The sequence below is a fragment of the Salinimicrobium marinum genome (genome assembly GCF_014651535.1).
Taxonomy (GTDB): Bacteria; Bacteroidota; Bacteroidia; order Flavobacteriales; family Flavobacteriaceae; genus Salinimicrobium; species Salinimicrobium marinum.
On the sequence record NZ_BMXB01000001.1, the window covers coordinates 331,035 to 343,153 of the forward strand.

The 12,119-nt window shown below is 41.6% G+C and carries 9 protein-coding genes; 7 read left to right on the forward strand and 2 right to left on the reverse strand.

The genetic code is table 11. The features are described 5' to 3' along the window. Positions 1-5: 5 nt before the first annotated feature. Both IE056_RS01525 and IE056_RS18725 read right to left on the reverse strand, forming a co-directional pair. Entirely contained in the window at positions 6-4,484 is a 4,479-nt protein-coding gene (locus IE056_RS01525; protein ID WP_189602853.1) for a CusA/CzcA family heavy metal efflux RND transporter, read from the reverse strand. A gap of 93 nt (positions 4,485-4,577) precedes the next feature. Then, a complete protein-coding gene (locus IE056_RS18725; RefSeq protein ID WP_311686710.1) occupies positions 4,578-4,898 on the reverse strand; it encodes a DUF6660 family protein in 321 nt (106 codons plus the stop codon). Between the two features lie 565 nt (positions 4,899-5,463). On the opposite strand from IE056_RS18725, the gene IE056_RS01535 reads away from it, so the two are divergent. From IE056_RS01535 to IE056_RS01560, 7 genes are all read left to right on the forward strand, one after another. Continuing rightward, positions 5,464-5,832, forward strand: a complete 369-nt coding sequence (locus IE056_RS01535; RefSeq protein WP_189602855.1) for an ArsR/SmtB family transcription factor — start codon at positions 5,464-5,466, stop codon at positions 5,830-5,832. After that, a complete protein-coding gene (merTP, locus tag IE056_RS01540) occupies positions 5,829-6,428 on the forward strand; it encodes a mercuric transport protein MerTP (protein ID WP_189602856.1) in 600 nt (199 codons plus the stop codon). Before IE056_RS01535 ends, merTP begins: the two co-directional genes overlap by 4 nt. Then, positions 6,425-7,771, forward strand: a complete 1,347-nt coding sequence (locus IE056_RS01545) for a dihydrolipoyl dehydrogenase family protein (protein WP_189602857.1) — start codon at positions 6,425-6,427, stop codon at positions 7,769-7,771. The genes merTP and IE056_RS01545 overlap by 4 nt, the downstream gene beginning before the upstream one ends. 8 nt (positions 7,772-7,779) lie before the next feature. Then, a complete protein-coding gene (locus IE056_RS18365; protein ID WP_229793613.1) occupies positions 7,780-7,986 on the forward strand; it encodes a GDCCVxC domain-containing (seleno)protein in 207 nt (68 codons plus the stop codon). A gap of 532 nt (positions 7,987-8,518) precedes the next feature. Beyond that, on the forward strand, positions 8,519-8,932 hold the full coding sequence (locus IE056_RS01550) for an HYC_CC_PP family protein (protein WP_189602858.1): 414 nt from the start codon (positions 8,519-8,521) through the stop codon (positions 8,930-8,932). 148 nt (positions 8,933-9,080) lie between these two features. Then, on the forward strand, positions 9,081-11,453 hold the full coding sequence (locus IE056_RS01555; RefSeq protein ID WP_189602859.1) for a multicopper oxidase domain-containing protein: 2,373 nt from the start codon (positions 9,081-9,083) through the stop codon (positions 11,451-11,453). Between the two features lie 43 nt (positions 11,454-11,496). Then, positions 11,497-12,117 carry a DUF3347 domain-containing protein gene (locus IE056_RS01560; protein WP_189602860.1) on the forward strand — a complete coding sequence of 207 codons (621 nt, stop codon included), beginning with the start codon at positions 11,497-11,499 and terminating at the stop codon, positions 12,115-12,117. Positions 12,118-12,119: the final 2 nt, after the last annotated feature.

Sequence of the window (12,119 nt, forward strand, 5' to 3'; positions counted from 1 at the left end):
CCGATTTATTCTGAAGTGTTCATAAAATACTCAAGTTGGGAGCGGCTGTTGAGATAATTTGCTAATGCCTCCCAGGCATCAATCTCTATTCGTACAGCATCCCTTATATTTTGTAGAAAAGTGACATAATCAATTGCTCCTTCCCTATAGGCAATGATTGCTCCTTCCCGCTGTTCGACGGCTAATGGAAGCGCCTCCTCCTGATAATATCTCCAGGAGTTAAGCCATTTAAGGTATTCCTCGCGCGCTCTGGTGTAAGTTGTTTTAAGCTCCAGTTGGGTTTGTTGTAAATTTGCATCAGCTATCTCACGATTTAATCTGGCAGATTGTGTTCTCCCTAGCTCAGGTCCAAAGAACAAGGGAATACTGATGCCCACCTGATATTGATAAAAGCCCGTTTGGCCGTCAATTTTCTGCCTACCGTACTGCGCCTGAAATTTTGGAAGAAACTGCGCCCGCCTTTCCTTAAAAGTTGCATCAGCCACTTCTACTCGTTGCTCAAATACATCCAGGAGGGGATGATTGCCGAGAGGTTGTAATAATTCGGAAATGGGCTCATCAATCTCTTCGGTAGGAACGTTAGGTACCGTATAAAGAGTGTCACTGGCAAACCACAGGTTGAATCGCTGTAAGGCTTTAAGATAATCCCTGTATGCCTGCTCTTTTTGAATTTCAACCTCATTGCCCTGGTTTACGGTGGCCAAATATTCCAACCTTGAGATTGTTTCTGTTTCCAGCCTTATTTGTGCAGCCCTTTCGATATCGGTAAATGAGGAATCCAGGCTCCGCAGTGTTTCATATGCATTTTTAGCAGCATATACCGAAGCCCAGGCCCGACTTACCTCCAGTTCTACTTCAAGAATGGAAAGATCAAGGGCTTCTTCTGCCAGGGCCACTCTTTCTTTCTGCAACTTCAGGCGCGGGGCAATTCCGAAGATGTCAATATTCTGTTGCTGAACTCCAATTTGTGTATAAACCCCGAGGTCAGCATTATCCGAACCACTACTAATTTCTTCCGCACCGGTAAATAACTGGGTATTACCAAAGTCCCATGCCGTTTTCTTTAAGGCCTGCTGACTTTCTATCTCCAGGGCAGCGGCTCTTATTCTCGGAAAAACTTCAATTGCCCGCTTCTGGGCCTCTTCTAAGGTTAAGGTTTGTAGTGAATCCTGCTGCTGAACTGTCTCAGACTGCACCGGAATATTTTTCTGTAAAAAATTATTTTCCTGTGCCCCTGCACGGGTGCTAAAACCTAAAAGGCTTCCGACAGAAAGCAATGCCACCAATATTGCCGGAGCTGGTGCAAAGCCATTACTATTATTACTACTTCTTCTTCTGTTTTTCATATTTTCTATTAAAGTATAAAGCACAGGTAACACCACCAGGGTAAGGAGGGTAGCTGTGAGCATACCACCTATAACCACCGTTGCTAATGGCTGCTGCACCTCTGCTCCTGCTGATGTGGAAAATGCCATAGGCATGAACCCTAAAATATCGGTTGTAGCCGTGAGCATGATCGGCCTGATTCGTTCTTTGGTACCTATTAATATCCGGTCTTTGATACTGGTCACGCCTTCTTCTTTAAGAGAGTTGAAGCGGTTGACCAGTACCAGCCCGTTAAGTACTGCCACTCCAAAGAGCACGATAAAGCCTACACCTGCAGAGATGCTAAAGGGCATGTCCCGGAGCCAGAGCGCGAAAATACCCCCAATGGCAGCTAATGGAATGGCCATATAGATCATGATAGATTGCGAAAAAGATTTAAGTGCAAAATAAAGTAGTACAAAGATTAGGAATAGTGCGATTGGAACCACGATAATCAAGCGGTCTTTGGCACTTTGAAGGTTCTCAAACTCCCCACCATAAGTGATATAGTATCCCGGTGGCAAATCCAGCTCAGCATCCAGTCTTGCCTGGATATCATTCACTACCGACTCCACATCGCGCCCCCGGGTGTTCACCCCAACATAAGTTCTTCGATAGGTGTCGTCACGGGATATCTGCATCGGTCCGGGCACATAACCTATATCGGCTATTTCACTGATAGGAATCTGCGTACCATCAGCAAGGTCGATGTACAAGGTTCTTAAATCTTCAATACTTTGTCGGTGTGCTTCATCAAAGCGAACCACCAGGTCGAAACGCCTTTCTCCTTCAAAAACAACCCCGGCTACTCCGCCTGCAAATGCAGTGCTTATGTACTCATTGATTTTTTGAATATCCAGATCGTATTGAGCGAGTTTATCCCGGTTATAACGCACCGTCATTTGTGGGAGACCAGACGTTCTTTCCGCATTCACATCTCCGGCTCCGGGAACAGTTTGAATGATCTCTGCCATTTCCTGGACCTTTGTAGAAAGTACATCTAAATCCTCCCCATAGAGCTTTACGGCAATATCTTCTCTTACCCCTTCCAGAAGCTCATTAAATCTTAGTTCTACCGGCTGGGTGAAAACAAAGTTGACCCCTGTGAGATTTTTATTTAGCAGTTCCTGGATTTGTTCAATAAGTCCTTCTTTGGTTTCAGCAGATACCCATTTGTCCCTGTCTTTTTCGAGAATTAGGTACATGTCTGCTATATCCATCGGCATGGGATCTGTAGGAATATCGGCCACCCCAATACGGGCTGTTACAGTTTTTATTTCAGGGAAGTTCTCCAACAACAAAATCTCTATTTTTTTCGAAACTTCTATAGATTCAGTCAGCGAACTACCGGGCCTAATCAGAGCTTGCATGGCAATGTCCCCTTCATCTAACTGAGGAATAAATTCTCCCCCCATCGTGGAAAAAACATAACCTGCAGCCCCTAATAAAACAATAGATCCTATGATTACCGCTGCTCTAAGGCGAAGGGAAACTTTTAAAATCGGAAGGTAGGCACGATGGATACCACCAATGATTTTATCACTAACTTTTTCCAGCCAGCGCTCCAACTTGCCATACCAGTTTTTCTTGTTTTGAATCGGCTTCATAAATAATGCAGTCATCATAGGAACGTAGGTAAGGCACAAGATGATGGCACCTATCATTGCAAAACCAAAAGTGTAAGCCATTGGTTTGAACATTTTGCCTTCCACCCCGGTAAGGAATAAAATAGGTGCAAACACAATCAGGATAATAATTTGACCAAAAAATGCCGACCTCATCATAGTGCTTCCGGAATCGTAAGCTACCTCATCCATAACAGCCTGATTAAATTTGACTTTGCCGGCTTTAATCCTTTTATGGATTTCATAAACGGCACCTTCTATGATAATAACCGCACCATCAATGATTATCCCGAAGTCGATGGCACCCAGGCTCATCAGGTTTGCCCAAACGCCAAACTGCTTCATAAGAATAAAAGCAAAAAGCAGAGAAAGAGGAATGGTGGTAGCAGTAATTAAACCTCCGCGCAAGCTACCAAGAAGAAAAACCAAAGCAAAAATTACAATTAAGGCTCCTTCCAACAGGTTTTTAGTCACAGTATCGGTTGTTCTGCCAATTAGCATACTTCTGTCAATGATGGGCCTGATTTCAAGTCCTTCCGGCAAGGATTCTTCCACCTCTGCCATCCTGTCTTTTACATTCTGTATCACTGCATTAGGATTGGAACCTTTCAGCATCATAATAATACCCCCCACAGCTTCCTCTCCATCCTGGGTAAAAGCACCATAACGCACCTGACTTCCAAAATTCACTTCTTCGGCTATATCTCCAATCGTAACAGGAGTATTATTTTCATGGGTAACCACTATTTTCCTGATGTCATCTAAGGACTGGATCAGGCCTTCTCCCCGAATGAAGTTGGACATTCTGTTCCTCTCAATGTAGGCTCCACCGGTATTTACATTATTCCGGGCCAGGGCCTCATACACCTGAGAGATACTTACATCCAGCGCGTTTAATTTTTCAGGGTTGATGGCTACTTCGTACTGCTTGATTGATCCACCAAACGAATTGACTTCCACAACCCCTTCCAGCAGGGTTAACTGCCTTTTTACAATCCAGTCCTGAATACTGCGAAGCTCAACAGGAGTATATTGCGTCTCAAAACCGGGTTGCGGCTGAATGGTATATTCATAAATCTGTCCTAGCCCGGTAGAAATTGGACCCATCGATGGGCTACCAAAGTTTTCCGGAATGGTTTCCTGCAGTTCGGTCAATTTTTCCTGAACCAGCTGTCGGGGTAAATAAGTGCCCATGTCATCTTCAAAAACGATAGTTACCACCGAGAGTCCGAAGCGGGAAATAGACCGTAATTCAGTCACCCCAGGAAGATTACCCATTGCCAGTTCGACCGGATAAGTGACAAACTGTTCAATATCTTCAGTACCTAAGCTGGGAGATTGGGTAATAACCTGCACCTGATTATTTGTAATATCAGGAACCGAACCCAGGTTTACGGTCATCATAGACCATACTCCGGCTCCAATAAGTGCCAATGTTAGCAAACCTATTATAAACTTATTGTTTATAGAGAATGCTATAATTTTGTTAATCATTAATAATAGAATTTAATTCAACATAAATAGATGAGATGGCCATTAATGAAGTCAATGGCGTAAGGATATAATTATCCTATCACAAAAGTTGAATTAAACGCGGGGTGGTTGAAAGTGAGAAAAGGCAATTTCTTTGCCGACACGCTCTCCAAACAAAGGTGTCAAAAAAGGTATTTTTGGTTCAAAAATTTCGAAGGCACTGGGAGTGCTTCTCACCAAATGGATATGACAGCAGTGACACTGGCAAAAAGGAGGACAGTCATCAGAAGTCCCCTGCTGGTCTCCCGGCTGATCCTGGTATATTTCCATACTAACGGAGACAGTATCCTGATTTTCAGACACGGCTGTATCATCACAGGGTATAAAGTTTAGCCCCAGGAAATAAACGGATAATATGACTGCGAAAAATTTCACATTGCAAAGGTATTAAAATATGAATGCACAGGAAGTGCAATTAATAGATAGATGAGCTAATGAAAGGTTACTTAACCTAAGTTTAGAAACGGTGGCAGGCTTGTACATATTAATGTTGTGTTTAAAATGGCAATTACGGGAGGGAGAAGCCTAATTTTGAAATTCCTTCAGTAATAAAGATTGCCCCATCTAAGTTTTCCATCTAACCACTTTAGCGATGGTTTTACGGAAATTTCATTATTGAGTACTTTCTTTTACATCACAGTAACGGCATTGAGAATGGAAAACAAAGGGATTTATATACCAGCCATCCAGAAAGATATTTTCTATCTCAATGGGAATTTATTCTACATCCTATCCTACTTTTTTATTTTAATTATCAGCGACAAAAATGATTCAGCGATTTTCTTTATTTTTTCCTCCAGATAACTGATTAGTTGAATTAAAATGATGCCATTTGTAAAATAAAAAATAGTCCTACACCCTCGGATGTCAAAAATAATTAGCCGAACAAAATATTTCATGTATTTAAGTACTTGCTTAAATAATTTTTTACCTTTGTTTTATGGAAGAAAATAGTTGCATACGGAAAGAGGCCGATTTGAACCAAATCAAACGGTGTAAAGAACAAATATCAGAAGTTGAAGAGGCAGTAGGTGCCTTAACCAATAAGCTCTCTTTAGTAAGTAATAGCGTAAGATTAAAGATTCTTTATGTCCTTCAGGCAGAGGAAAGGTTATGTGTTTGTGATTTAAGTGATATTCTGAACATGACCATACCAGCAGTTTCGCAACACTTGCGAAAGTTGAAGGACAGGGATTTTGTAAAATCGGAAAAGGAAGGTCAAACAATCTTTTACTCGCTACGGGATGACCATCGGGAACTTCTTGCTCCTTTTTTTAATTTGTTGAATCGGCAACCTGAAGCCATATGAATGCTAAAAACAGTTTACTTGGAGTGGGAATTTTAACTGGTATCTCCAGTTCCCTTTGTTGCATAACTCCCTTACTTACTATAGTAGCAGGAACGGGAACCATGGCAGGTGCATTTGAATGGTTGGAGCCTTTTAGATGGCCTCTTGTCGTGATTTCCCTTTTTGCTTTGGCTGTTGCCTGGTATCTTAAGATTAAACCTGTCAAGGTTGAGGATTGCGGTTGCGACACAGAATCTCGAACATCATTCTTCCAATCCAGAACATTTTTGGGTGGAGTGACTGTTTTTGTTGCCTTGAGTTTAGCATTTCCTTACTACGCAGAAGCTTTTTATCCTTCCAATGAAAGAGAAGTTGTGTTCGTGCAGGAGAAAAACATTCAAACCATGGAATTCTTAGTGAGCGGTATGACCTGCGCAGGATGTGAGGGTCATGTAAAATCCGAAGTTAACAAGCTGAATGGTATTGTTTCCTGCAAAGTATCTTACGAAGATGGTAACACGGTTGTCGAATTCGATAATACACGTACTAATGTTCAAGAGGTAAAAACGGCTATTGCACGAACAGGATATAAAGTAACAGAAATTAGAAAACAATGAAACAATATGATGTTATAGTAATAGGTTCAGGTATGTCGGGTATGACCGTTGCGAACAAGTGTGCTTCCAAAGGATTAAAAGTAGCTGTGACAGATGAGCTACCCTATGGTGGAACTTGTGCTCTTCGTGGTTGTGACCCAAAAAAGATAATTATTGGTGCTACCGAAGTGAGAGACTTCGCTCAACGTCTGGTAGGAAAGGGTATTAATACGGTTCCTCAAGTAGAATGGAAGGACATTATGGCCTTTAAACAGGAATTTGTAGATGCAATGCCTGAAAAAATTGAAAAAGGATATAAACACAATGATATCGACACCTATCATGGTGCCGCTCGCTTCATCGGCAGTGATGCAGTCGAAATTGCATCGGAAGTTTTAAAGGGAAGCAAGATTGTTATTGCAACTGGAGCACGTCCACGCCAGTTGAAATTTGACGGTGGTCACCTTGCATTGACAAGTACAGATTTTTTAAATCTTCAGGAACTTCCTAACTCATTAATCTTTATAGGTGGTGGATACATTGCCTTTGAGTTTGCACATATAGCTAAGCGATGTGGAGCAGAAGTTACCATCATACATCGGGGACCTCAGCCTTTGGAGAATTTTGATAAGGATATAGTTCACCATTTGTCGGAGGCCACCAGAAAACTTGGAGTAAGATTGATGCTCGAAACAAACGTCACGGGAATCAAGCAAGATGCAAAAGGTTATACGGTAATTGGTGAAACAAATGGTTCCGAAACAGAGTTTACAGCTGAAGCTGTTTTCAACAGTGCGGGAAGAGTACCCCATATTGATGACTTGAACTTGAAGAAGGCTTCTGTAAATTATAACAAGAAAGGAATTGAGGTCAATAAGTACTTACAAAGTACCTCCAATCCATCCATATATGCTGCTGGTGACGCTGCCGATACTGATGGGCTTCCATTAACCCCGGTAGCTGTTTATGAAGGTAATATCATTGCTTCCAACATATTAAAGGGTAAAAATAAGAAACCGGAATATCCACCTATGCCGTCAGTTGTCTTTACCCTACCACCTATGGCTTCGGTAGGTCTGACTGAAGTGGAAGCGGAGAAAGCTGGGTTAAATATCAAAGTGAACAGTAAGGCAGTTCCAGGGTGGTTCAATGCTAAACGTCTTAACGTTCAGGAATATGCTTATAAAACCATAATAGACACTGATAAAAGTACTTTGGTGGGAGCTCATCTCATTGGTCCGGGGGTAGAAGAAACGATTAACTTTTTCTCACTTGCGATGTACAAAGAGGTGCCAGTACGAGACTTAAAGAAAATGATTTATGCCTATCCGACAATGGGCTCGGATATCACATCAATGTTATAAACATACCTATGGAAACTATTTTAAAATCTGTTTTGACGTGTTCTAATTGCGGCCACTCCAAGCAAGAAGAAATGCCAACAGATGCCTGCCAGTTTTTTTATCAATGTGAGCAATGTAAAGAGGTTTTAAGGCCCAAAGAGGGTGATTGTTGTGTGTTCTGTTCATTTGGAAGTATTCCCTGTCCTCCTATTCAGGAGAATAAAAGTTGCTGTTAAATTCCCTTTTATAATTTGATTTCCACCCGGGGATATGTTTTTAAAATTAATAGTCTCCGGTAAAAAATCAAGATCGTTCCGCCAAAGGCAAAACGGCAAGAGAGAGGAAGTAAGACTAGGTTTTAATTATCTGATAAACAGATGGTTATAGCGTAAATATTTTTTACAACAGGCTAATTATCAGCAGAATTTATAATGCTTTAAAAGCAAGCTGTATAATTGAAAATACTCTTCAATGCCTCATTCATCAGGGATTTTAGCTGTTACCCAAAAAAACCCGGCTACAGAGCATTAATATAGTTCTTAAGAGGGAGAAGAATTGTCGTAGTCTTGACGGTATATTGAGGTTCGCCGAGATGCCGCTCAAAAGAGTTTTATATAATGAAATTAAGAAAGCTTATTTCGCTTAGCCAATTAGTACAACATTTTTCCATAATAGTATAACACTAGCTGCTATTTTATATTTAATTTCGCTTTTTAAGCGAAAAAATTAGGAGATCATTCTATTATGGGAATGTTTTCTCCATTGACGATGAAAAGTACATTGCGTAATATTGTCTCTATTTTGATGGCACTTGTGGTGTTGTTGTCTACTTTATCTTTTACTGTAGAAAAACATTTCTGTGGAGGTCTTTTAATGGATCTGGCTGTCTTTTCTGAAGCTAAAAGTTGCGTAATGGGAATTCATGATCATTACAATATGGCCACTTCCATGAAGAAGGATCATTGTTGTAGTAATGAAAAAATTTTAGTTGAAGGTCAGGACGAGTTGAAAAATTCGTTTTTATCGCTGGATTTTAAACAACAGGTGTTTTTAGGTGCTTTTGCGAATTCCTATGTGTCTCTATTTAATTATATACCTCGGCAGGTGCCGGCTTACACATTTTATTCTCCTCCTTTGCTGATCCATAGTATTTATCTTCGGGATCAGGTGTTTCTTATTTGATTTAATATTTTTGTCAATACCAGTTACTTACTACTGGTAAGGTATATCTGTTTTAGGAGTGAATTAAAATATTCATTGAGATTATACTTTATTTGAAATAGCCACTACAAATGACTTCATGTTCAAATATTAATTAAATTAATAGGAAATGGAAAAACATCTTTTTGCAGTATTATTAATAGTTGTATCAATAAATCTTACTAATGCCCAACAAACCCCCTCATTAGAGGGGAATGTGGATAATTTACCTGTACGGGAGTACCATTTAACCATAGACGAAGAAATGGTCCATATTGCAGGAGAGGAAAGCATGGGCATGACGATTAACGGCAGCATTCCCGGTCCAACTTTAAACTTTAAAGAGGGGGAATATGCCGTTATATACGTTAAGAATGAAATGGAAGAGGAAACTTCAATTCATTGGCACGGCCTCCTGCTACCCAATTTTTACGACGGAGTGCCTTACCTCACTACACCACCCATAGAGCCCGGTAAGATACAGAAGTATGAATTTCCCCTCATTCAGGCTGGGACTTACTGGTATCACTCTCACACCATGCTGCAGGAACAAAGTGGCGTATACGGTTCAATTGTCATAGAACCACAAATACCATCGGCCGCTTATAATTATGATCACGACGAAGTACTGGTTCTATCGGATTGGACTTTTGAGAAACCGCGGAATGTCCTGCGGAACCTAAAGCGCGGCAACGAATGGTACAGCATTAAAAAAGGAACTGCGACTCCCTTGAACCGTGTAATTGCCAGGGGCGCTTTGGGTGCCCAGTTGGATTTCTGGCGTCAGCGCATGGAAGGTGCAGATATCGCGGACATATATTATCCTGCTTTTTTGACTAACGGGGATACAGTACAACATTACACCAAATATGAAGCCGGGGATAAGGTAAGGCTACGCATTATAAATGCAGCCGCATCAACGCAATTTTGGCTTACCTTCGGAGGCACTCCGCCTCTTTTAGTTTCGGCCGATGGCCTGGATGTGGTCCCGGTGAACAAAGAAAAACTTTTTATTTCCATCGCAGAAACCTATGACCTAATCATTACCATTCCTGAAAACGGACAGATTGAAATGCGGGCCGTAGCCCAGGATGGTTCAGGGGCTACACATGCCTATTTCGGAAGTGGAGACATACTACCGGCAGAGGTGCTGCCAAGGCCGGATAAAATAGGTATGATGATGCAGATGGCAGAAATGGACATGCGTATGGGAGCTCCCGCCATGAAATTCAATCCGGGCAAAGTCGAGCCCTACGAGTTTATGAAAGAATGGGGAATGGACATGGAACATGGTGAAAAAATGGAGGGGGATATGGGTATGGACCACGATAAAAAAATGGGGAATATGGACAGGCAGAGAATGCCCGAGATGGATCATGACGCACATGAACCGATGACTGACAGCCTTCGGGCAGAGCGTTCCTCTTCAGAGAAGACCCAAACTTCAGAAAAAGGACAGCAGAGGGGGGGATCCAATATGTCAAAAATGGGAATGTTTGCAGATTATAATTATGATTTTCTACAGGCTCCTGTCCCTACTACTATTGATGAGACGAAATCCGAAAGAGAGATTTTGCTGAACCTTACCGGCAATATGTGGCGCTACATCTGGAGTATGAATGGAGTACCCCTGGCCGAAGCCGATATGATTAAAATTGAAAAAGGTGAAAAGGTGCGAATAATATTCAACAACCTCACCATGATGCACCATCCCATGCATTTTCACGGCCATTTCTTCCGTGTTCTTAATAAGCATGGAGCCTATTCTCCGCTCAAGCACACAGTAAATGTAGCACCTATGCAAAAGACCATCATTGAATTTGAGGCCAATGAGGACAGTGATTGGTTTTTACACTGCCATGTGCTGTATCACATGGTTGGTGGCATGGCCCGGGCAGTAACCTACCAGACCGAGCGCAATCCACTAATGAAAGAACATCCCAGAGAAATTCTCTTTCAGGAAGGGAATCACTTTTTTACCTGGGGCTTAGCAGATGTAGCCTCTCACATGACCGAAGTGAATGTGGTTTCCAGCAATATCAGGAACCAGTTCAATTTAATTGCAGAATATGGCTGGAACGAAAATTTAGAAGCTGAGGTTTCTTATGAATATTACCTGAACGATTGGTTTCGGGTATTTGGTGGGGTGAACGTGGAAAATGAAATGAAAGGTAACCTGGATGAACTGAGCACTACTGCCGTTGCCGGAGTACGCTATTTTACGCCATATATGTTCAACCTGGATGTACGGTTGGACCATAAGCTAAGACCGCAAATAAGTTTAAGCCGGGAAATTATGTTATTTCCAAGGTTCGTCATATTCGGGGAATATGAATTCCAGGCCGATTTTGGCTGGGTAAATGAATTGCCCCAAGGCACTGACTTTGAAAAAGAACAAGTGTACAATGTGGGTGCCGAATACTTCCTTTCCAGGAATTTTTCTGTAATGGGAAGTTATGACAACCGGTTTGGTGCGGGGGGTGGACTTAGCATAAGATTTTAGTGAAGTATCAATATCAATTAATATCAGTTTAAACAATTCAAAAATGAAAAATCTAAAAGTTAACTTAGGAATTGCAATGCTAGTAATTGCGAGCTTAACAGCAGTATCCTGTAAAAACAACAATGAAGAAGGAAACGTTGACCGTTCAGGAATGGACCATGAAAATATGAGCGAAGGTTCAGAAATGATGGAAGGTGGGGAACAAACTTCCGAAAATATGTCTGGCAGTGAAAACCAGGATTCACAGACGGGAATTATCGTTAATGATTATATGGAACTAAAAAATGCCCTGGTAGCCGATAATTCCGAAGGGGCTGCGCAAGCCGGTGAAAGCCTCGTAGCAGCTTTTGAAAACTTTAATATGAGCGGTTATGAAGCTGCCGAACGGCAGGAACTGACCGAAATTATTGAAAGTGCCAAGGAACACGCCGATCATATTTCCTATAGCGATATGGCACACCAAAGGGAACATTTTGAACTAATGAGCATTGATATGGTTGATATGCTGGCTATTACCGGTTCCCCCGAAAGGCTTTATCAGCAGTTTTGCCCTATGTACAACAACAAGAAAGGCGCGATTTGGCTAAGCACCAGTGAGGAAATAAGGAACCCTTACTTTGGACAAAATATGCTTAGCTGTGGAGAAGTCCAGAAGGAAATTTAAGG

What these genes read in the sequence shown, in the direction of transcription:
- IE056_RS01535 (WP_189602855.1), top strand. Translation starts at nt 5,464, where the DNA reads ATGGAAGAAAATAGTTGCATACGGAAAGAGGCCGATTTGAACCAAATC.
- IE056_RS01545 (WP_189602857.1), top strand. Translation starts at nt 6,425, where the DNA reads ATGAAACAATATGATGTTATAGTAATAGGTTCAGGTATGTCGGGTATG.
- IE056_RS01560 (WP_189602860.1), top strand. Translation starts at nt 11,497, where the DNA reads ATGAAAAATCTAAAAGTTAACTTAGGAATTGCAATGCTAGTAATTGCG.
- merTP (WP_189602856.1), top strand. Translation starts at nt 5,829, where the DNA reads ATGAATGCTAAAAACAGTTTACTTGGAGTGGGAATTTTAACTGGTATC.
- IE056_RS18365 (WP_229793613.1), top strand. Translation starts at nt 7,780, where the DNA reads ATGGAAACTATTTTAAAATCTGTTTTGACGTGTTCTAATTGCGGCCAC.
- IE056_RS01550 (WP_189602858.1), top strand. Translation starts at nt 8,519, where the DNA reads ATGAAAAGTACATTGCGTAATATTGTCTCTATTTTGATGGCACTTGTG.
- IE056_RS01525 (WP_189602853.1), bottom strand. Translation starts at nt 4,484, where the DNA reads ATGATTAACAAAATTATAGCATTCTCTATAAACAATAAGTTTATAATA.
- IE056_RS01555 (WP_189602859.1), top strand. Translation starts at nt 9,081, where the DNA reads ATGGAAAAACATCTTTTTGCAGTATTATTAATAGTTGTATCAATAAAT.